Genomic DNA, 21113 nt, shown 5'->3' on the forward strand with positions numbered 1-21113 from the left:
CGGCATCTGCGTCAGTTGCCGCGGGAGAGGACGAGAAAGAGTGCCCCTCCAATTGCAGCTATAAGGACAAGGGTCATGATCAAGCGTCCGAAAAGCGATGATGCGGTCTTGCCGAGAACGGAATGCCAATCGTCATCCAGATTGATTGCCACTTTTGCCTTCTCCTGTGCCTCTTTCGTCTCCAGCAGATCAGCAAAGGCGAGTGCCCGGTGATACAGAAAGCAACTAAGGGCGAAAAAGGCGGTAGGCCGGGCTTCCTCATCTTCGGAAGGGCGAAAAAGCAGTACGCAGCTCTCTCCCTGATACTGCTCCGTACCGTCGAAATCCGCGATAAGCGTGCTTTCCGTCTCCAACGCTGTGTTCTTTTTCCAGCCGAGAATGTAGCGACTCCTCAGCTTCGATCCTATTCGGCTGAAGAGGCTGGTAGTCTGCATCTTTTCTACAATCGGTACTACGGTAACCATACCCTCCCTGAGTAGTTTTGAAATTCTGAAAGGCTCGATGATCCGAAGGAGCAAACGATAGAGAACGAATCCGAGGGCCGCAATGATGACCAGGGAAGCGGCTGCCGATGAACCGGCTCCCAGGCTTTTGGCCGAGAGAACAAGCAGGCCCCCTACTACCAGGGCCACAATCAGATTAACGTACCAACCCATTGCTCCCCTGGCGAGGATAAAGCGTGCTGTCGTAAAGGGGCGCGGTACCGGCATCGAGCGAAGCAAAGCCGCCGTCGCCTCTGTTTTTTCCTTTTCCTGCATAGCATCCATGCCTCCATCCTACAAGAGTCTTGGCTTCTCTTCAAGAAAAGGTTTGATATGCTTGGATATCGGGCTGATGCGCCTTGCCTTTCCCCGGCGGGTTTTCACCCTCAGCCAGGTTGCATACGCGGTGGATAGGCTGCACTGGTTCTATCGGAATAGGGAACAGGAAAGGGACGCCCAAAGGCGTTGATCCTCTCCCCTGTTCATCGATATGATGCCCTCATGGCACTCATCGGCGTACAGAATTTGACTATCTCCTTTGGCGGTCCTCCGCTTCTCGACGGCATTGATCTCCAGATTGAAGAGGGAGACCGTCTTTGCCTGCTCGGGAGAAACGGCGCGGGAAAATCGACCTTTATGAAGGCTTTGGCCGCTCTTATCCCATCGGACGGTGGAAAGATTGCGCGGCGGAAGGGGCTTTCCACCGCTTACCTTTCCCAGGATTTTCCCGACGACTTTTCAGGCCTCGCCTTGGAGTTCGTGACCGGTGGAGTTGCCGAACGCCGGCTCGCGGCAGAGCAGAGTTTAAGCCTGCTGGGAGTAGCGGCCGAAGAGCATGTATCCTCTTTGTCCGGGGGGCAGAAGCGCCGGGTCCTCCTTGCCCAGGTTCTTGCTGCCGGGGCAGATCTGTTACTTCTTGATGAACCGACAAACCACCTTGATATCGACACCATTCTCAAACTCGAGGATTTTTTGCTGCGCCGGGTCAAGAGTGTGGTTTTCGTAACCCACGATCGCTCCTTTGCCAGGCAACTGGCTAACCGTGTTGCCGAGATCGATAGAGGAAAACTGTATAGCTTCAGCTGTTCTTATGATGAGTTTCTTAGTCGCAGGGACGAGCTGCTGGAGGCAGAGCGTCGTGCCTGGGAGGTCTTTGATAAAAAGCTTGCCGAGGAAGAGGAGTGGCTACGGCGGGGAATCAGGGCCAGACGAACCCGTAACGAGGGGAGAGTAAAGGCCCTGATGCAGATGCGTGATGCCTACCGTCAGCGGCGGGAACGGAGTGGACATGCCCGGATGGAAATCCATAAAGGTGAACGTAGCGGCGATATCGTCATCAAGACAAAGGGCCTCACCTTTGGCTACGATTCTGCGCTTCCCATCGTAAAAGATTTTTCAACCGTCATAGAGCGTGGGGACAGGGTCGGTATCGTCGGTCCAAACGGCTCGGGAAAAACAACCCTGCTTCGCCTCCTTCTTGGCCAGTTGGAGCCTCTAAACGGAAGCGTTCGCCTCGGCACCAATGTCACCCCTCTCTTCTTTGATCAGCTGCGGAGCGACCTCGATCCGAACAAAACGGTGGTGGAAAACGTTGCCGACGGATTTGACACCGTAACGCTAAACGGTAGAAAGCGGCACATCATCGGATATCTCAGGGATTTCCTCTTTTCCGAGGAACGGGCAAAAAGTCCAGTGGCTCACCTCTCCGGAGGCGAAAGGAACAGGTTGCTCCTCGCCCGCCTTTTTGCGCGGCCGTCGAATCTTCTTATCTTTGACGAACCCACGAACGATCTCGATGTGGATACCCTGGAGCTTCTCGAAGAGCTTCTCCAGGAGTACGAAGGGACCCTTCTTCTGGTAAGCCACGACCGTTCATTTCTCGATAATGTGGTAACAGATTGTCTCGTCTTTACCGGGGAAGGGCAGATTGCAGAACTTGCCGGCGGTTATGCCGACTGGGCAAATTCTCCGCTGTTTGATTCGGTCCGTGAAGGCGGTGATGATAAGGTGCAGGAGCCAAAGGGCGAAAAGCCGAAAACCCGCGATAAGGTGAAACTCACGTTTAAGCAGCACCGGGAACTGGAGGCCCTTCCCGATGCCATTTCCGCTTTGGAAGAAGAACAAGAGACCATCCATAACCGGCTCTCCGACCCTGAACTCTATAAAAACGGCGATGAAGATCCATCGCTGCTGGCCAAAAGGCTCGAAGAACTTGACGGAGAATTGGCTACGGCCTACCAGAGGTGGGAAGAGCTCGATGCGATTGATCAGGCGGAAAGGGTGTGAGGTTTTATAATGTTACGAATAGTTTTACAATAGCAACATGAGTGATTCAATGATCGATGCCATGAACCGGATGCAGGAGATACGAAAGCGCATTGAGGAAATTCAGCAGCTTGGGAAGGGGAAAAACCTTTCTGCAGCTTCTTCCTCATCGGAATCGAAAACCGAGTCTACAAAAGGTGATCCTCAGAGCAATGAGGCCTTCTCTCTTGCACTTGAGCAGGCGATAGGATCACTGTTGTCGTCCGGTGATGTGAGTGGCATCGGCTCAGGTGGCGCTCTTTCGTCTTCCGATTTGGGGGATGTGACGAGTTTGATTCAGAAGCTTGGTGGGGCGCAAGCAGATATAGATCCTGCGCTTGTTGCCAAGGCTATTGAACAGTATAAAAGTCGATAGTGTTCGGAATCCTGGTGGTGTGTGAGCCACTTTGCCGGTAAAATACTTGCTTTTATGCCAGTGCTTGCTTTTTCCAATAATTTTGCTTTCAATTGGCTGTGGAAAATGGAATTATGCTCCTTCAACCACCAGGATTCCGAACAGTAGATAATGATTATTGCAAATATGCCCGTTCTCTATTGATCCATGCATCCCAACCTTTACCGGAAAGGTGCCGTGCCACCCCGTCAAGCACATCCAGCTGAGTTACCGATGGGTCTGCAACAAGGGCATATCCATTATTTTTGTCTCCACTCTCAAGTTTGCATGCACCCCAATAGTACATTCCGCCCTGTTCGACCTTTATTGTATTTTCACGATCAGGTAAACCGCTATAGAGCAAGAATTCGGTATTTCCTGTCATGACATCAAGTTCGATAAGATAGTAGTCTCCCGGTTTTTCAACTGGACACGCAAAGGTTGAAGTTGAGCGATCCCAATAGATCCACGCTCCTTCCTCCATGAGAGCCTTTGCTGCAGCCTTCTTTTCCTTTTTTGACATGTTTAGCAAATCATCAGCTGTATTCCAGCCCATGTTGTTTGCCAGCTCCCAGGGCGCAAAAAAGAACACTACGGAGCTATATTTCAAATGCTCTTTATTCAAGTGCCCGTAGATAAGACTGCTGGCTTCACTTTGGGGGGCTGTATTTACTCCCATCGTGGCACATCCCGAAAGCAAAGCGACCGTAAGTCCGACAAGGATCGGGGTGTAGATACGTAAGTGCTTCATTTCTTCTCCTTAACCTCCTCATATTTTTTAGAGGGAGAGACTATGGTTCGGCCAGATCCCGTTCAACGATATGAGAAAAGGCATTGTATCCGTTATTAATCGAAGTCATCCCTCCAGAAACGCCTGGGCTTTTTGTATTGTTCTTATTTTACCAATTATCACTACTTCGTTCAATAGGTATATACAAATAGTCGAAACCTATATAAAACTTACTGTCCGGAATCGTGGTGATTCCTTTACCTTTAAGCCCATGCATAAGAGGGCAGATAGTCAATCACCCACCGTAAGGGTGTAGGAATACACCTGACCCACAGCTCCCTCCCACTCCGATTCATGGGCTGATTCCGTAAGAAAAACCTCCGCCTACTGTAAAGAGTCCTCAGCTCGGACGCTATCCTCTTTCCCTCTATCCCAGCCACCACCCCATGTGTCAGCCCCCGCTTCTCATCCTTTCCCCCAACCCGATAGGGCTTCATAAAGTTGTGATAATACCGATAGATCTCAAGCCGCTCCAGCATGTTCACCGTACTCCTTGCAAACTGGACCGTCTGCCTCACATGATCCGAGTCATCCTTCCGTATCTCCCTGTCAAGGTAATTCACACTAAAGAGGGGATTACACAGATCCCGAACCCTCTTCGAACTGATCCTGTGGTGCTCTATCATTCCTGCCACCCCTTCCGGTAGTCCCTTCATCACCCTTTTGTATTGCGTATGCTCATCGGTATACAACTTCACCCTATCCCTCTCCGATTGCTCGGTCAGGGCAAGCGTCTTTGCCACGACATTCTGAAAGGACTGATAAACACTTCCTCTATAGACCCTTAGCTTCTCTTTGATCACCCTGTTTTTCTTCTTCTGATAGCAGGTCATACGTCCCTTTCTGGTCAGCTGTGCATAGTCGGAGAGGAACCAGAACTGGGAGTCTTTTCCTGCCAGGATGTGGATGTTGTTGGGGAGGTACTGGGAACAGACAAAGCTTTCAAAGCCGTCTGCGACCAGGTCTTCGTGGAGGTTCATGTCTGAGGTGAGGGAGGCAGAAGAGGCAAGGCACTGGTGGGAAAGGCGACGGATACGGTCTGAGATGGTGGAGCATGAGACCTTAAGGATACGGGAGAGGTCTCTGATACCGGAGCTGGTGACGAGGTGAGAGAGGATGGTTGTGTAGGGGAGGTGGAAATGGGTCCAGTAGTCGATGCTGAAGGTGCGAGTGGAGAAGGAGAGGTGGCAGGTTTTGCATTTGAACTTTTGGATGCGGGGAGAGGTTTGGGTGGAGTAGGAGCCTGTTCTAAAGAACCAGTGGCCGGAGGGAGAGAAGTGGTTGAGGCAATGGGGGTTGGGGCAGAAGGGGGGATGGAACATGGGAAACTCCTTTTTCGTATTGTTCTTACTATAAGTAACTACGAGAAAAGGAGATTTTATTCATTTCCCACCACGATTCCGGACACTAGGTAATAAAAACACCCGACCGGAAAGGTCGGGTGTAGTAATCACATCTTTTCGTATGTACGAAAAACGCTTTTTAGAAATCCCTATCGGCAAGATACTTCAGTTCCCGGTACTTCCGGTCGACATCGTATTTTACCTTCTCAAGCAGGGCAGCAGCCCTTTCGGGATTTGCAGCCTTGAGGGATTTGTACCGTACCTCGTTGTACATGTAGTCTGCCGGATCAATCGTCGGCTCTTTGCTGTCGAGGTGGAAGGGGTTCTTTCCCTCGCTGGTAAGGTCGGGGTTAAATCTCCACAGAGGCCACATACCGCTGTTGACAGCCATCTTCTGCTGGTCCATACCCTTGGTCATATTGATACCGTGGTTGATACAGTGGCTGTAAGCGATGATCAGGGAAGGTCCGTCGTAAGCCTCGGCTTCGCGGATTGCTTTGATCGTCTGAATTCGATTGTAACCCATGGCGACACGAGCAACATAGACATAACCGTAGCTCATTGCCATCATGCCGAGGTCTTTTTTAGAGGTCGATTTTCCGCTTGCGGCAAACTTGGCAATGGCTCCAACCGGGGTGGACTTTGACATCTGGCCACCGGTATTGGAGTAAACCTCGGTATCCATACAAAGCACGTTGATATTTCTTCCACTGGCCAGAACATGATCGAGACCGCCGTAACCGATGTCATAGGCCCATCCGTCACCACCGAAGACCCATACCGACCGTTTGATCAGATAGTCGGCGACGCTGGCGAGTTCTGTTGCATCGTAGTTGTCGGAAGCCTTGCACTGGGCGACCAGCTTGTCTTTCCATTCCCGCTGGCGGTCGATCTCTTCGTCACTCTGCTGAGGATTGGATTTGATGTTTTCAAGAAGGCTCTTGTCGATACCTGAAGGGGTATTGGCGAGCAGCCGATCTACCAGCTCCATGGCGTAGTTACCCATTCTGTCGCTGGTAAGGCGCATGCCGTAACCAAACTCTGCCGCATCTTCAAAGAGACTGTTTGACCATGTTGGTCCTCTTCCGTCGTCTCTGGTGGTGTAGGGCGTGGTGGGGAGGTTTCCGCCGTAGATGGAGGAACATCCGGTGGCGTTTGCAATGACTGCCCTGTCGCCGAAGAACTGGCTGACCAGTTTGACATAGGGGGTCTCACCACAACCTGCACAGGCTCCGCTGAACTCAAACAGCGGCTGGAGCAGCTGGCTACCCTTGGTGCTGTTGAGGTTGAGTTTGCTTCGATCGTAGTTGGGGATTGAGAGAAAGTACTCCCAGTTTTCCTTTTCCTGTTCCCTCAGAGGCAGCTGGTGCTCCATGGAAAGGGCTTTCTTATCGAACTTCTTGTTCACAGGGCAGATGTTCCAACAGGCGCCACAACCGGTACAATCTTCCGGTGCCACCTGGATGGTGAATTTCTGACCGGCAAACTCTTTGCCTTTTGCATCGGTGCTCTTGAAGGTTTTGGGAGCCTTGTCCAGCAGGTCGGCATCGTATACCTTCATTCTGATAACACCGTGGGGACAAACCGCCGAACAGTCCGCACACTGGATACAAACCTCGGGATCCCAGACGGGGATCTTTTCGGCGATATTCCGCTTCTCGTATTTGGTGGTACCGGTGGGATAGGTTCCGTCATTTGGAAGCTGGCTTGTTTTCAGCTTTTCGCCGCGGCTGGCCATAAGTTCGCCGGTAACGGTTTTAACGAATTCGGGAGCATCATCGGGAATAAGCTTAATCATGTGCTTGTCGCCCTTGATCTCCTTGGGATAGTTGACCTCTTCAATTGCATCACGTGCCATATCGATGGTCTTGATGTTCTTGTCTACGACATCCTGCCCCTTTTTCATGTAGGTCTTGGCGATGTACTTCTTGATCAGTTCGATCGCCTGGTCCTCGGGAAGAATACCGGAGATTTTGAAGAAAGCGGTCTGCATGATGACGTTGATCCTGCTGCCCATTCCCGCTTTTTCCGCAATGGAAACAGCGTCAATAACATAAAAGCGAAGCTTCTTGTCGATAATCTGCTGCTGCACCTCGACGGGGAGATTTTCCCACACTTCGTCCTTGTTGTAGGGGCTGGCAAGAAGGAACACTCCGCCCTCTTCTGCATTCTTCAGGATGTCGAATCGTTCAAGGAAGGTGAACTTATGACAGGCGAGGAAGTTTGCCCGCTGAATATTGTAGGTGCTCTTGATCAGCTCCTTTCCGAAGCGGAGATGGCTGACGGTAGTTGCACCTGCTTTCTTCGAGTCGTAGACGAAGTAGCCCTGAGCATAGTTGTCGGTGGCTTCTCCGATGATCTTGATGCTGTTCTTGTTTGCACCTACGGTACCGTCTGAACCGAGGCCGTAGAACATCGCCCGGTGTACCTTACCGTTGGACGTACTGAAGTTCTCATCCCAGTCGAGGCTGGTGTAGGCCAAATCATCGTAGATACCCACAGTGAAATGGTTTTTCGGCTGATCGGCGGCAAGGTTGTCGAAAACAGCCTTTGCCATGCCCGGGGTGAATTCGTTGGATCCGAGTCCGTAACGTCCGCCCACGGTTTTGGGCCAGCTTGCAAACTGACTTTTTCCATCCTCCATGATCTCACCGATGGCGGTGCGAACATCTTCGTAAAGGGGTTCACCGAGGCTTCCCGGCTCTTTTGTTCTGTCGAGAACCGCAATCTTTTTTACGGTTTTAGGCAGAGCTTCGACAAAGTGCTTTGCACTGAAGGGGCGGAAGAGGTGGACCTTTACCAATCCTATCTTTTCCCCCTTGTCCTGGAGCACCTTCATGGTCTCTTCCATGGTGTCCGCACCACTTCCCATCATCACGACAACGCGTTCAGCATCGGATGCACCGACGTAGTCGAAAAGGTGGTACTGGCGTCCGGTCAGTTTGGCAAACGTATCCATAGCCTTCTGGACAATATCGGGGGTCGCTTCGTAGAACTTGTTGACCGTTTCCCGGGCTGCAAAGAAGACATCGGGGTTTTGGCTGGTTCCCCGAACGACAGGCTTTTCAGGGTTCATTCCTCTGGATCGATGGGCGCGAACATATTCATCGTTGATCATTTCACGCATCACATCATAGGAAATCTCTTCCACCTTCTGGATTTCATGGCTGGTCCGGAATCCATCAAAGAAGTGGATAAAAGGAATTCGTGCCTCAAGGGTCGCCGCCTGGGCGATGAGGGCGTTATCCATGGTCTCCTGAACGTTGTTGCTGGCGAGCATGGCAAAGCCGGTGGAGCGGGCAGCCATCACATCGGAATGATCACCGAAAATGGAGAGCGCCTGGGCTGCAACAGCTCGTGCTGCAATGTGAAACACTGCGGATGTCAGCTCTCCGGCAATCTTGAACATGTTGGGGATCATCAACAGCAATCCCTGGCTCGCGGTAAAGGTTGTTGTAAGCGCGCCGGTGGTAAGAGCGCCGTGCACAGAACCGGAAGCTCCCGCTTCCGACTGAAGCTCAACTACGTCGGGGACCGTTCCCCAAATGTTTTTTCTGCCCTGGGCGCTGTACACATCAGCCAGCTCTCCCATGGGAGAAGACGGAGTAATCGGATAAATTGCAATTACCTCGTTTGTGGCATGGGCCACATGGGCGACGGCCGTATTGCCGTCGATCGTAACCATCTTTTTCTCAGACATTTCAGAGTCCTTTATTTAGGGGTTTTACTTGCTCTTAGTATACCCTATATAAAATGACGGGACAAGGAGCATGAGGCGATTCGATATGAAAAGATCGTTTTTACCCTCCGACAGGTGCTTCGACTTCAAGAAGAAGGCGTCTCGTACAACAGGCGCAAATATTCAGGTGTTGCAAAGCCTTGTAAAAGCCTGCGATGGACAGGGTCCTCTCGCGGTGGTATCTTGTTACTTCTTATCTCCCCTATTTGGAGAGAAGAACCTCTCATAACCTGCTTAATCAGCTCCTCAGCGCGTCTTGCGAAGTGATCATTGCCGAAGTGTTTTCGTATGGTTTCTGTAGGAGGTGTCGGGCGTTCTCCGATCAAAAGTGCCGCCTGGGAAAGCATATCGGCATTCACCGATCGAAGCTCCCGAAGAAGTCCTCGGTCATCCATGGATCGTAAGAATTCCGCCTGAGATCCGGCATCAAGATATGAAAAATCGATTAGTTCGTTGTTAAGCATCTTCTGAATACGTTTCTGAAGGAGTGAGCGGGCTTCCTCATTCAGGTAGGCGGAAAGCTCATTCATCCGCCGACTGTAGCGTTCTGAAAGCCTCTTTCTTTCCTCATGATGTACCGGTATCCAGAACGAGGAATAAAGATAGTGGGGGTAGCCCTCAAAAAGCGGTTCGATTCCTCCGAGGATATCCAATCGTCGTGCAAACAACGGGACACCCCACCGCAGGGCATCCACAAAAAAATAGCCGAAACCTTCCTGTACGGAAGAAGAGACCACAAGGTCGCAGGAGCGGGCAAGCTCTTCAAACCCAATGCCGGCTGCATCTATCCCTGCCCCAAGGCCGAAGGCTCCCGTTATCGTACCGTCGGCAAAGAGCGACCGAACAACGTGCGAATACTCCTGTTCTGCTTCGCTGGTCCCGGGCAGGGTAACAAGAAGATTAGCACCTCCCTCGACAAGTCGGGCAAGGAGAGCCGCCTCCAGCACGTTTTTTCGCCGGATCGTCCTAACGGGGTAAAGGAAAAAGGGAGCGGAATGGTCGATCTTTCCTGCGGTTTCCGGCAATCCTTCGGCAACACGCTTTCTAATCCTTTCCCGATCAAAGTCAAGGGAACCGGCATGACCATCCGACACCGGATTATTCAGTAGGGCAACCCTTTCGGAAGAGATCCCGCACGATATGAGCAGCTTGCGATCCCGCTCGTTGATGGTCAGGTACAGAACATTCGGCAAATCCGGGTAGATTGCATCGTTCATGGTGGCGTACAACTCGTCAAGGTTATTGTGCCTGCCGCATTCGGGGAAGTCGTGAATCTGGAGCATGACCGGCCGATCGGGATGGCGGCGGGCATAATCCAGGACCCCCTGGGTGAAATAGCCGTTCTTGCCAAGCTGATAGTTGTGAACCCACAGCAGATGGTCCGACAGATGTTCTTCAAGGAGCCGGCAAATGGCTTCTGACGAAAGCCCGTTGGTGCCCACTATATCGGAATGATAATCGAAAAGCGGAAGGTGCATGGTCCTGAGATCGATGGCATCCAGATTATCGTCGCTTCCCGAAACAAGTTGTATCGATTCAATAGCCTGACACTGGTCCAGCAATGCCTTGGCCCCGGAGATGGCGACCTTTGTCACACCTCCGGGTCTGAAATGGTGATGTACAATGGCAATCTTCATGGAAAAGAAGTGTAGCGCATCCCAGGCGTCGATGCTACCGTTTCCATCTCTCTATTATCGTCAGTCGCTCTATAATGCATAGAGTTTAAACGTCACCGTTGTTCCTATACCTTTGTGGCTTTCAATGTTCACGAAGCAAGAGTCATCGTAGAAAAATTTTATGCGTTTGATGACGTTTGTTAGACCGATGTGAGGATATGCGGCGTTTGTTTTGTCTCTTTCTATCTCCCGCAGCAATCGATTCGGTATACCTGTACCATTGTCTTTAATGGTAATGAATAGATAGCCGTCATGCATTTCTGTTTGGATATATATCGTACACGCTTCTTCCTTGTCGGAAAAACCGTGAATAATCGAATTCTCGACAATAGGCTGCAATAAAAGTGGAGGCATTCTACATGAAAGGCTTTTCTGATCCGCATTGATAAGGAGCTGGAATTTGTTCGGAAATCTGAAATTTTGCATATCAACATAGCATCGTATAATTTCCAAATGATCCTTCAAAGGTCGTAACTCTTCAGAGAAATCGAAAGAATTTCGTAGGAGTCTACTAAGCGTTATAATGGCTGTCTTAACTTCTTCGGGAGAACTGTAGGATACCATCCCCTTTATTGTCGCCAGCATATTGTAGAGAAAGTGAGGTTTTATTTGTGCTTGCAGAAAGGCTATCTGGGCTTGATGCAGTAATCGTTCATTTTCCATGTTTTCATCCTGAAGTCGCTTGAGTTGTCTTACGAATTTATTAAATTCATCCTGAAGTTCATGAAGGTCGTCTCTCTTTTTGAGGTCGATTTGCGCTTCAAGATTACCTTCTCCCACGATTTTCATTGTCGCTATAAGCTTGTTGATTGGCTTCCGTAAACCGGAAGAAATAATCAAAGCCGTTATCATGCTGATAATAATGCTGACAATAACAAGCCAGGATATTTTTTCTCGGAATTTTTCTTTCACTTCCAGTAAGAAGCTATTTTGTACTTCGTAGTTCAAGATAAAGGAATTCTCTAGTACGGAATGAGAAAAACTATAGGTAAAATCATTTTGATCAACGGGTATATATTTTTTGCCTTCATCATATCTTACCCCACTGTAGATAATGAAGTTTTTCTTGTTTGTTATGTTTATACTTGATTGAACACTTTTTCCTTGTTCGATGAGGCTTTGTAGTTTATTGCGATATACATCAATGATGATATAGCCGATGACTTGGTGCACGTTATTAAAGACTTTGACGGCAACCGAGAGACAGATTGTATCACCGGATAAGCCTCTGTAGATCGAACTGAAAAAGAGATGGTCATTAAGGCTTGTCGATAGATTGTAAAGAATTCCCCAGTTCTTATACAGATAAAGATTGGGGATGTAACCTGTCGAAATGTTATTTTCTGCAGAACGACTAATAAAATGGAGCTCCTCTGCTCCTTTTTTATAAAGCAGATACTGCTGGAGAACTTCGCTTGTGAATATACCATGTTTGCTTTCTCTCGGTTCTCCAAAAAAGGTTTGGACTTCGTCACTGGCCGCAAAATCATAGGCAAGATGCAGATATTCATTCATCATTGATTCAATTCGTTTAGCTATGACTGATACCTAAATACTCAGCCACTTCATGAAGGCTTATTGGATTTTGGTAATGGTTTTCAACATATTCGTAGGCTTTTTTTATAAATCGATTACAATTAGATTGTAACTGAAGTTTTCTATTTGGAGATTCGTGAAAATCGAATTGCTTGAACCTTCCTATGATTTTTATAAGTGCGCTTTGTAGTTCTTCAGGAATGATAGGCTTTAAGAGGTAGTCCGATACCCCATATTTTATTGCTGTGAGCGCAAAAGAGAAATCACTGAATCCGGAAATGAGAATAAACTCAATATGCCGTTCGATATCGCTGAGTTCTTTTATGAGCTGTAATCCGTCTATAATCGGCATCTTGATATCGGTAATGAGAATGTGTGCATTATGTTTGATAAAGAGATCTTTTGCATCAGATCCGTTTTTTGCTAAGCCGACGATTGAGCAGCCATATGCTGCCCAATCAATGATATGCTCGAATTCGCGCAGAATATAGTATTCGTCGTCGGCAATTACTACTTTGAACATGTGGAAACCTATTTACACTCCTTCCGTCTCTGCAAATCGATATCCGTGACGTTTGATTAGATCGATAAAATCACTTTCCAGATGCATACAAACGATACGGTTCCTTACTGCTCTCGGAAATATAGCGTTCAACCTTTCAAGTGTTCCATGCGAGGGGTTGTCTCCATAGGCTTCGGTAACATCTTGATAGATTGTGCCGACCGTTCCGGAAAAGAACTTTTCTATCACGGTATCTGGTATTGTAGCAGCGTCTCCGCTGAAATACATAGTCTCTTCTCCGGCATGTATGATGTAGCCATAGCTATCTATATGAGGCGAGTGCACTACTTTCTGGGGAAAGGCTTGTATGGGATTGGGTTCGGTAAGCGAGGGAACCAGGTCGTACTCATCACTCGGAATACCGGTCAATGTCAAAAGGCTGCGAACAGTGTGCCGGGGAAAGATCAGAAGCGGCTTCATACGCAGTTTGTTATAAGCATATGAAATGAGCATCGGCAGGCTGCCGATGTGATCAGCATGAAGATGCGTAATGATAATAATCAGCTTTTTTGCTTCAAGAAACGGTTGTAGATCGATAATCCGGGAGAATGTGGTAAAGCCGCAATCCAAGAGATAAAAGGTGTCATGGTCTAGAAAATATGCGTTTGTATTCCCCCATTTGGGATTGTATCCGCTACCGTAACCGAAAAACTTTAATTTCATAGGTCCCTCTATTTAATTCCAGAGCTTACAAAGCTATTGATAAACTGCTTTTGGAAAAATAAAAATGCCGTAAGCAACGGAAAGATGATAATGAATGTTGCTGCACAGACATTCGACCACTGCATTACCGCCTCTTTTGATTTTGCAAAAATAGCCAGCCCTACAGTGAGTGGTCTGTTGTTGACGGAGTTTGTAACGATCACCGGCCAAAGATAATTATTCCAGTGGTAGCTGATAGAGACAAGGCCGAAAGAGACGTAGGCTGGTTTTGCGCATGGTACATACACCTTCCAGATGGTCTGCATGAGATTACATCCATCGATTTTTGAAGCATCGGACAGAGCGATTGGTATGGTTTTGAAGCTTTGACGAAGAAGCAGTATGCCGAAGGCGCTGCAGTAAAAAGGAATCATGATAGCCAGCTTTGTATCGATGAGTCCCAATGAAGATATTGTTGAATAGTTCGGCATGATAAGTACATCATTTGGAATGATGATCTGTACAAAGATAAGAAAAAAGACAAGTTTTTCAAACCTGAAATTCATGACACTGAGGGCAAAGGCCGCAAGGGTCACCGTTATACACTGCACGCAAAAAATACCTGCAACAATCATAATGGTATTTGCATAATATCTGCCGAAAGGTGCAGCAGATAGAATGTAGATAATATTCTGCAATGAAAAGGGAGTTTTGGGGATGATGGACATATAATATGATGGTTCGGTAAAGGTGGTAACGATTAGCCAGATCAGGGGAATAAGCCATAAGAGTGCGAATGCCGATGCCAATATGAAAAATACTATACGTTTAAGCTGCATGGAAGGACTCTCCTTAATTGTAGTGTATCCGGCTGTCCGCAGTGAAAAATTGAAGTGATGCTGCAATAAGCATGATGATCAATAGTATGACCGTAAGTGTTGATGCAATTCCTTGATTGAAGTAGGTAAAGCCGTTTTGATAAATGAAATACAGAAGAGTCGTACTGGAGTTGTTGGGCATTCCTTCTGTCATCATCGCAATATGGTCAACAAGTTTAAAAGAGTCTGTGAGCGCTATTGTTGATACGAAAATTGTTGTTGGCATGAGTAGTGGAAACGTCAATTTCCAGAATATAGTGAACTTCCGTGCTCCGTCTATTCTTGCCGCCTCGTACATCTCCGTTGAGATATTCTGTAAACCGGACAAGAAGAAGATCATGAGAAATCCAGCTTCTTTCCAATTGTAGACGACAGAGAGCGCGGGAAGAACGGTATCCGACCTCTGTAAGAAAATTTGTCCGGGGAGTCCGAATGATTTGAGTAACTGATCGAGAAGACCGGCATCCGGCATGTAAATAAACATCCAGATACTAGCAACGGCAATCATGGGCATAACCACGGGAGAAAAAAAAGAAACACGAAAGAGACCTGTTAATTTGTGCCGCATATTTAATAAGAGAGCGAGAGCCAGACCCAGCACCATGCTTGGGATAACAGTCAGTAATGAAAAGAGCACGGTGTTTCCCATCACCTTCCAAAACAGAGGATCGGAAAACAAATATGTATAGTTGTCCAAACCAATAAAAACAGGTTTCTTCATGCCTAATTGAAGGTCCATCAGGCTAAGATAAAAGCTTTTTACAATAGGAATAAGTGTAAACATCGTGAGGAAGATTAAAGAGGGCGCAAGTAACAAACATGCTATCCCGTCGCGTTTCCAACTTTGTTTCCTTTTTTTTGTTTGTTGTGATGTGAGGGCTCTATTTTTCACCAGTTGGTCCTTTTTCGGAAAGCTATAAACAGAAAATACGGCCATATTCATACAGCCGTATTTTTCAAAATAAAGAATTTCTACTGGAATCGCTTTAGCACTTGACTAGCTTCTGCCTGGGCTTTATCCAGGGCCTCTTTAGCCGTAAGATCACCAATGATCGCGGCTTGATAATTGTCGTTGAAGATTCTCCAGATCCTTGCAGAGTCGTATGTTGTCAACTCCGGCTTTGCATATTTGAGCTGCTCTTTCGCAACTTCCGCCTGAGGAAGCTCGCCGTAGTAATTTTTCATGATGGAGGTTTCAAAGGATGATGCCCGTGGTGCTACGTAACCGGTATCGATGTTCCACTGCGCCAGTCGTTCAGGAGAGGTTGCAAAACGAATGAATTTCCATGCAGCTTCCTGACGTTCTCTCGAAATCCCTTTGGTGATGTAGAAATTTCCACCACCGGTTGGAGCCCCATAGCGTTTGTTCCCCGGCATGAAACCTGTTCCGAAATCAAAGGTTGCATTCTTTGAAATGTTCGCCAAGTTTCCTGTTGTATGGTAAATAATTCCATATTTGCCTTCAATAAAGGCCCCCGGCAGGTCAGTCCATTGTACGATTCCTTTGGGCATCACTTCATACTTTTGCTGAAGATCAATTTGAAACTGTAACGCTTCAATATTTTCAGGAGTATTGAAAAAAACCTTCTTTCCATCGTCTGACATAAGGTTTTCGCCGTTTTTACTGTTTTCCAGACAGAATCCACCGAATTGCCATTGTGCCGACCCCGACTGCTGGGCAAGCCCAACCCCCCAGCGAATGACATTTCCTGCAGCATCTTTCTTTACGAGCTTTTGAGAATATGCAACAAGTTCGTCCCAGTTTTTGGGTGGTGTTTCCGGGTCAAGTCCGGCCTCCTTAAAGGCGTCCTTGTTGTAATAGATAATTTGTGTACTTCTTTGAAACGGAATGCTCCAGATTTTCCCATCCACAAATGAGTCTTCCATAAATCCCGGTAAAAAATCATTTATGTATTCATCTCCACCGTCCATGGCAATAAGATCATCGAGGGGGATAATTGAATCGGAGGAAACCAAAGAAAAGCGCTGTGTTGCCAAGCTCAAGAATAAATCCGGAGGAGTGTTTCCCTGAATTGCCGTCTGGATTTTTACGACAGTATCGTCGTAATTCCCTGTATATATTGGTTCGACAACGATGGTGGGGTTGACACTATGAAAATCAGATGCCAACTTTTCAATAAGTTTTGTTAGCGGCCCTCCAACCTGCACCGGGTAAAACATTTGCAGGACAATGACGTCGTCTTCGCCATTTGAGGATTTTGCCGTTCCCGAATTCTCTTGATCCCCTCCTGCCCAAATCATGCCGGCCGAAGCAATCATCACAATAAGGGCAGCAAGCATGTTTCTTGTTGAACGTTTCATAAACACTCCTTCCTAATTGTTATTTCTTTGATGGTAAGCGAGCTTTTTTCAGCGCACAACTTAGATAACTGGCAAGAATATCTAAAAAACAGCACAGCTCTATATCGAATTGTTCTCGCTACATAATCGGAAAACGGAGGGACGTATGATACTATCGGTATTTCCTGAGAGGGGCATATTGATGCATTGTTGTGTTCTTCGATTATAGGGTCTGTTGCATGTGGCGTTTGAGCACTGGATTGATCAACGCCGGTATTGCGGCAATGAGGCTTATCGGAATAATGGATAGGAGCATAACAATTTCATATACAAGCGTGCTATTAGCATATTTCTTGCCTCGGAGCCGCGAAATGAAAGCACTCAGTGGCAGCCCGCAGATATTGCCGTACATCATCAAACTGATCGCAGAAAGAATCATAGTGCTTTTCTTTTTTCCATAGCTACGGAGAATCACCTGATAGGCCTCGGAATCAGGCTTCCCCAAACTGTCGGCATAGTGTTGGGCAAAGAAAATTGCCTTGCTTTCGCTTTCGGGGACAAATTCATTGCTGGCAGAAAGCATCGCATGAATTTCTTGCTCCGACATTCCCTGTTCCAGCGCCATTTTCGTATGCGCATAGGAACAAATTGCACAACCATTCACTTCGGTAACCGCCAGCATAAGCCGCTCCCGAAAATCGTTGGAAATAATCTGGGTTTTCTTGTTGCGGATAAGATTAAACATGGCCGGATAGAGTTTTATACTCGCCGAAAAAAGTTCGCTAATGCCATAGCGGTGCCGAAATGAACGTTTGTGGGATTCTGCTTTCATCTGCTTCATCCTTATTTCCTACTGTTCCGAATCCTGGTGCTTGGAGGGCCATAATTCCTTTTCCTGCAGCCAACTAAAAGCTGTACTCTGAAAAAAGCAAGCACCGGTATACAAAGCAAGTATTTCACCGGTAAAACGGCATGCACACCACCAGGATTCGGAACACTACAAAAGGTTTAGCACTTGATCGGGCTAATGTCGAGAGGTTAAACAAAAGCAAAGAGCTGTACCCGGAGGAGGCTCTTAAATCCTGACCTCCGGGGCACCCATACGCTATGTAGAATTCTGGGGCAAAATCCTGACAAACTTTATCAATGACAGGAGGAAAAAGATTCCTCTTCATTTTGAACGATAATATAATTTAAAAATTTGGTATGGCAATACCATAATGAAAGCCATACTGTGGAAAAAAAGCACGTATTATCCCGGCGAAAGGGCATTCGTACCACCAGGATTCGGAACACTACACTTTTTATGCAAGATGATGTACAAACAATTTGAGAGGTCATGTCATAATACGCAAGATTGAAGCCAAGGATCGAAATACATATATTGTCATGTCGAGGCAGTTCTACCGCTCCGATGCCGTGTTGCATGACATCCCCGATGCACATTTCCACAAGACGTTTGATGTGATCATTGGCGGGAGCCCCTATGCTGATGCCTACATCTTTGAGGTGGAACAGCAGGTGGTAGGCTATGCCTTACTCTCCTTTACCTATTCCAACGAGGCTGGCGGCCTTGTTCTCCTGATCGAAGAGGTCTACATCCTTCCGGAGTATCAAAAGCAGGGTTTGGGAAAGGAGTTTCTGGCCTTTGTCGAGGCGCATTATCGCGGTGATGTGGCCTTGATCCGTCTGGAGGTGGAAAAGTCGAACAAGGTTGCCTTGCAGCTCTACAAGAAGGTTGGTTTTACAAAGGTCGACTATATTCAATTATACAAGAAAACCGCCAAGGTAAAGCCTCACCGCGAGTAGTGCCTCTTTTTCTATTCTATTAGTGTTCTGAATCCTGGTGGTCCGGTCACCCTTGCTGCCGCTGTAACGTGACATCGAACATATATCTGTCACCCCGATACCAGCTTCTGCTGTATTCGAAAGGAATGTTTTCTTTAAGATACGAGGTCCTGTCGATGAATAGGATCGGGGCCTTTTTCTCAATTACCAGAAGAGCCGCGGTCTCGGCATCAGCGGCCGTTGCTTCCAGGTGTTCCACTGCTGTTTCTATGATTTTCTTGTATGTGGTGGTAAAGAGTGTGTAAAGCGACCCTTTTTCGAAATCATGGTTAAGAAGATCGGGGCAGCATTCGGTGGGGATATAGCTTTCGTGGATGACAATGGGTTCGTTGTTTGCAAAACGAAGGCGTTTGAGCCAGAAAACCATTGTCCCTTGTTCCAGTTCCAGTGCCGAAGCGACAAAATCGGGAGCGGGTATTTGTTTGGATTCCAGAATTCGGGAAGAAACAGTGAACCCCTTTGCCTCCATGTCAGCCTTGAAACCGTGAAACTTCTCCTGGGTATTCTCTATTCTTGGTTTCTGTACATAGGTACCGTAGCCTTGCTTGCGTACCAGATATCCTTCGTTCACCAACTCGGTAACGGCATTGCGTGCCGTCATGCGGCTTACTTCGAATTTATCCTTGAGTTGGGGTTCTGAAAGAATTTTATCACCCGGTTTCAGCCTTCCGCTTGAGATCTCCGCCAATATGCTTTCCTTAATTTGGTAGTACACCGGTACATGACTAGTTCGGTCAATTTTCACTACATCACCTCAGGCCTCATTTTATCGTTTCCTCCTCTTGTTGACAATAAAATTTCCTCAGGTTACTATAGTTGTCTATACAATTTGTCTGCTCGGTTTCGGAGCACGTGGCAACAGGGTACTATGCTATGGGAATAAAAGAATACGATAAAAAAGATGGAACGAAATACTCTGATCGAAGAGTCTTCGCCGTTGACAGAAATTTTAGTGAAGCGGACGCTTTGCAACTTCCCGAGCGCAGAGAAAATTTGAAGGATAATCCTTTTACCCTTCATATTATTCATATTAATGATTTTCATTGTTCTGTTTACGATTTTTCCTGTGATGATAACGGCCGCCCTGTGTTTTCAAAGATAGCTGCCGAAGTAGCGTCTCTGCGACAGGCTGCTGAGAAACGGGATGATACCGGCGTTCTTTTTTTGTCAGGTGGTGATGATGCTGTCGGCTCTCCCATGGACCATCTCGCCGGTTACGACGGTGAGAATTTCATCTGTCATCCCGCCTACACGGCCTATGCCCTATCTGGCCTCGATGCAACGGTGCTTGGAAATCATGATTTCGATGCGGGGCTCAAGACCTTGGAAAAGGCGATTGCCCAGGATGCCTGCTTTCCTGTTTTATCTGCAAACCTCATCCATGACGGAGAACTCGACGGTCTGGTTTTCCCCGCGGCGGTGGTCGTTATCAAAGGACTCCGCATCGGTATTATCGGTCTGACAACACCGGGGCAGATACGTTCACGGGATGGATCGGAGTTTGCCATTGCCGCTCCTCTGGAATCGGTGCGCGACATGCATGCAAAGCTTGCTGGGGTGTGTGATGTGGTATTGATCCTCAGCCATATCGGCTATCGCCTCGGCTCCACCTTTGCCACGGTTAAAATCATGGGTGATTACGAGCTGGCCCAACAACTGGATCATAGGCAGTTCGATGCCATCATAGGTGGCCATACCCATGACCTGCTGAATATTCACGGAATGGAACCGAAGCATCTTGTACATGGAATTCCCATCCTTCAGGCAGGTTATAACGGCCTTTTCTTCGGCCGGGCAGAGATGCACATCGGTGAAACGAAAACCCTTGTTCGTGCCGAGCTTTTTCCTACCGGGCCAAGGGACGGTAGCCCTGAATTTGATGAGGCATTTGCCACATCGAAGCCCGGAGTTTTCCTTCCCTCTTTACGTCAACCCTTATCTGCCATGCGACTTCCCGACGATTATGATCGGCAGCGACATGAGAGCTTGCGGGATAGCTTTGAACATCCTACTGCAAACTTTATTACCGATGCTCTGGCGACAAGATTTAGGGATCACGGCTACCACGTGGACCTTTTTCTCATCGACGGGGCAAATATGATCACCTTTTTCCCCGCAGGAAAGGATAGCGTCAACATCATCGATGTGTATCGTCTCATGCCCTATGCCGATTCCATCGTCTCTCTGACGCTGACCGGCAAGACGCTCGAGCGCATTATCCGGGAAAACGCCCTGAGGCTTGACAGGGAGGATGAGCCGCACCTGGAACGGGGATTTCTCCATTTCAGTCGTGAGCTTCGCTATCGCCTTCATCGTAAGAGCAGAACTGCAGATGCGATCACCATTAACGGTCGTCACCTGGATGTTTGCCTCGAAGAGCATTTTGCCATTGCCATGCCCAACTTTGCGCAGGGTCTTGCCAAGGTGTGGGAGGATACGCTTCCCTTAACGGGAAAAGAGCTTTGTAGCTTGCGGGAGATGAAAAGAAGCGATTCGGGGCTCTATGTCCGAAATGAACTTGTGGCGTATATCCGGGAACATGGGGTCTCCCCCGACAGTGGCTTTACGATGGACGGCCGGCTTGCCATAGACAATGGTTAAGGCATTGTCCGGCAAGC

At 47.9% G+C, this 21113-nt stretch carries 17 protein-coding genes; 4 read left to right on the plus strand and 13 right to left on the minus strand.

Translation table 11 applies throughout. The features are described 5' to 3' along the window. Positions 1 to 11: 11 nt before the first annotated feature. On the minus strand, positions 12 to 767 hold the full coding sequence (locus SPIRS_RS03120; protein ID WP_041865967.1) for a hypothetical protein: 756 nt from the start codon (positions 765 to 767) through the stop codon (positions 12 to 14). A gap of 216 nt (positions 768 to 983) precedes the next feature. Here SPIRS_RS03120 and SPIRS_RS03130 point away from each other — a divergent pair, with 216 nt between their 5' ends. Together SPIRS_RS03130 and SPIRS_RS03135 are read left to right on the plus strand one after the other, a co-directional pair. Next, on the plus strand, positions 984 to 2768 hold the full coding sequence (locus SPIRS_RS03130) for an ATP-binding cassette domain-containing protein (RefSeq protein ID WP_041866206.1): 1785 nt from the start codon (positions 984 to 986) through the stop codon (positions 2766 to 2768). 37 nt (positions 2769 to 2805) lie between these two features. Further along, positions 2806 to 3162 (plus strand): hypothetical protein, encoded by a 357-nt coding sequence (locus SPIRS_RS03135; protein ID WP_245537683.1) that lies wholly within the window; start codon positions 2806 to 2808, stop codon positions 3160 to 3162. A 154-nt stretch (positions 3163 to 3316) separates the two neighbouring features. On the opposite strand, the gene SPIRS_RS03140 is transcribed toward SPIRS_RS03135, so the two are convergent. The 11 genes from SPIRS_RS03140 to SPIRS_RS03190 all read right to left on the minus strand — a co-directional run bounded on the left by SPIRS_RS03140 (position 3317) and on the right by SPIRS_RS03190 (position 17488). Then, positions 3317 to 3931, minus strand: a complete 615-nt coding sequence (locus SPIRS_RS03140) for a hypothetical protein (protein WP_013253225.1) — start codon at positions 3929 to 3931, stop codon at positions 3317 to 3319. Between the two features lie 242 nt (positions 3932 to 4173). Next, positions 4174 to 5292: a hypothetical protein gene (locus SPIRS_RS03145; protein WP_013253226.1), complete on the minus strand. Its 1119-nt coding sequence runs from the start codon at positions 5290 to 5292 to the stop codon at positions 4174 to 4176. A gap of 160 nt (positions 5293 to 5452) precedes the next feature. Then, a complete protein-coding gene (gene nifJ, locus SPIRS_RS03150; RefSeq protein WP_013253227.1) occupies positions 5453 to 9013 on the minus strand; it encodes a pyruvate:ferredoxin (flavodoxin) oxidoreductase in 3561 nt (1186 codons plus the stop codon). Positions 9014 to 9138: 125 nt separating this feature from the next. After that, positions 9139 to 10689, minus strand: a complete 1551-nt coding sequence (locus SPIRS_RS03155) for a glycosyltransferase family protein (RefSeq protein ID WP_013253228.1) — start codon at positions 10687 to 10689, stop codon at positions 9139 to 9141. Between the two features lie 69 nt (positions 10690 to 10758). After that, the gene (locus SPIRS_RS03160) at positions 10759 to 12246 is read right to left on the minus strand and encodes a sensor histidine kinase (RefSeq protein ID WP_245537684.1); all 1488 of its coding nucleotides are present in this window, start codon (positions 12244 to 12246) and stop codon (positions 10759 to 10761) included. Between the two features lie 13 nt (positions 12247 to 12259). Then, positions 12260 to 12787 (minus strand): response regulator, encoded by a 528-nt coding sequence (locus SPIRS_RS03165; RefSeq protein ID WP_013253230.1) that lies wholly within the window; start codon positions 12785 to 12787, stop codon positions 12260 to 12262. 12 nt (positions 12788 to 12799) lie between these two features. Further along, entirely contained in the window at positions 12800 to 13489 is a 690-nt protein-coding gene (locus SPIRS_RS03170; protein ID WP_013253231.1) for an MBL fold metallo-hydrolase, read from the minus strand. An 8-nt stretch (positions 13490 to 13497) separates the two neighbouring features. Continuing rightward, entirely contained in the window at positions 13498 to 14307 is an 810-nt protein-coding gene (locus tag SPIRS_RS03175; RefSeq protein WP_013253232.1) for a carbohydrate ABC transporter permease, read from the minus strand. A gap of 13 nt (positions 14308 to 14320) precedes the next feature. Further along, the gene (locus SPIRS_RS03180) at positions 14321 to 15289 is read right to left on the minus strand and encodes a carbohydrate ABC transporter permease (RefSeq protein WP_245537685.1); all 969 of its coding nucleotides are present in this window, start codon (positions 15287 to 15289) and stop codon (positions 14321 to 14323) included. A gap of 29 nt (positions 15290 to 15318) precedes the next feature. Beyond that, positions 15319 to 16668, minus strand: coding sequence for an ABC transporter substrate-binding protein (locus tag SPIRS_RS03185; protein WP_013253234.1), 1350 nt, complete (start codon positions 16666 to 16668; stop codon positions 15319 to 15321). A 202-nt stretch (positions 16669 to 16870) separates the two neighbouring features. Next, positions 16871 to 17488, minus strand: coding sequence for a carboxymuconolactone decarboxylase family protein (locus SPIRS_RS03190; RefSeq protein WP_013253235.1), 618 nt, complete (start codon positions 17486 to 17488; stop codon positions 16871 to 16873). Between the two features lie 548 nt (positions 17489 to 18036). Here SPIRS_RS03190 and SPIRS_RS03195 point away from each other — a divergent pair. Continuing rightward, positions 18037 to 18456 (plus strand): GNAT family N-acetyltransferase, encoded by a 420-nt coding sequence (locus SPIRS_RS03195; protein WP_245537686.1) that lies wholly within the window; start codon positions 18037 to 18039, stop codon positions 18454 to 18456. A gap of 46 nt (positions 18457 to 18502) precedes the next feature. Here the strand turns inward: SPIRS_RS03195 and SPIRS_RS03200 are convergent, their stop codons facing one another. Next, positions 18503 to 19240, minus strand: a complete 738-nt coding sequence (locus tag SPIRS_RS03200; RefSeq protein ID WP_013253237.1) for a GntR family transcriptional regulator — start codon at positions 19238 to 19240, stop codon at positions 18503 to 18505. 128 nt (positions 19241 to 19368) lie between these two features. Between SPIRS_RS03200 and SPIRS_RS03205 the strand changes: the two genes are divergently transcribed. After that, complete coding sequence (locus SPIRS_RS03205; RefSeq protein ID WP_013253238.1) at positions 19369 to 21096, plus strand: bifunctional metallophosphatase/5'-nucleotidase; 1728 nt, start codon at positions 19369 to 19371, stop codon at positions 21094 to 21096. Positions 21097 to 21113 lie beyond the last annotated feature (17 nt).

The sequence above is a fragment of the Sediminispirochaeta smaragdinae DSM 11293 genome, assembly GCF_000143985.1.
Taxonomy (GTDB): Bacteria; Spirochaetota; Spirochaetia; order DSM-16054; family Sediminispirochaetaceae; genus Sediminispirochaeta; species Sediminispirochaeta smaragdinae.

Coding starts and splice junctions, on each gene's coding strand:
- SPIRS_RS03185 (WP_013253234.1), bottom strand. CDS start 16,668: ATGAAACGTTCAACAAGAAACATGCTTGCTGCCCTTATTGTGATGATT.
- SPIRS_RS03135 (WP_245537683.1), top strand. CDS start 2,806: ATGAGTGATTCAATGATCGATGCCATGAACCGGATGCAGGAGATACGA.
- SPIRS_RS03130 (WP_041866206.1), top strand. CDS start 984: ATGGCACTCATCGGCGTACAGAATTTGACTATCTCCTTTGGCGGTCCT.
- SPIRS_RS03205 (WP_013253238.1), top strand. CDS start 19,369: ATGGGAATAAAAGAATACGATAAAAAAGATGGAACGAAATACTCTGAT.
- SPIRS_RS03170 (WP_013253231.1), bottom strand. CDS start 13,489: ATGAAATTAAAGTTTTTCGGTTACGGTAGCGGATACAATCCCAAATGG.
- SPIRS_RS03155 (WP_013253228.1), bottom strand. CDS start 10,689: ATGAAGATTGCCATTGTACATCACCATTTCAGACCCGGAGGTGTGACA.
- SPIRS_RS03140 (WP_013253225.1), bottom strand. CDS start 3,931: ATGAAGCACTTACGTATCTACACCCCGATCCTTGTCGGACTTACGGTC.
- SPIRS_RS03145 (WP_013253226.1), bottom strand. CDS start 5,292: ATGTTCCATCCCCCCTTCTGCCCCAACCCCCATTGCCTCAACCACTTC.
- SPIRS_RS03165 (WP_013253230.1), bottom strand. CDS start 12,787: ATGTTCAAAGTAGTAATTGCCGACGACGAATACTATATTCTGCGCGAA.
- SPIRS_RS03195 (WP_245537686.1), top strand. CDS start 18,037: ATGTCGAGGCAGTTCTACCGCTCCGATGCCGTGTTGCATGACATCCCC.
- nifJ (WP_013253227.1), bottom strand. CDS start 9,013: ATGTCTGAGAAAAAGATGGTTACGATCGACGGCAATACGGCCGTCGCC.
- SPIRS_RS03190 (WP_013253235.1), bottom strand. CDS start 17,488: ATGAAGCAGATGAAAGCAGAATCCCACAAACGTTCATTTCGGCACCGC.
- SPIRS_RS03120 (WP_041865967.1), bottom strand. CDS start 767: ATGGATGCTATGCAGGAAAAGGAAAAAACAGAGGCGACGGCGGCTTTG.
- SPIRS_RS03160 (WP_245537684.1), bottom strand. CDS start 12,246: ATGATGAATGAATATCTGCATCTTGCCTATGATTTTGCGGCCAGTGAC.
- SPIRS_RS03180 (WP_245537685.1), bottom strand. CDS start 15,289: ATGAATATGGCCGTATTTTCTGTTTATAGCTTTCCGAAAAAGGACCAA.
- SPIRS_RS03175 (WP_013253232.1), bottom strand. CDS start 14,307: ATGCAGCTTAAACGTATAGTATTTTTCATATTGGCATCGGCATTCGCA.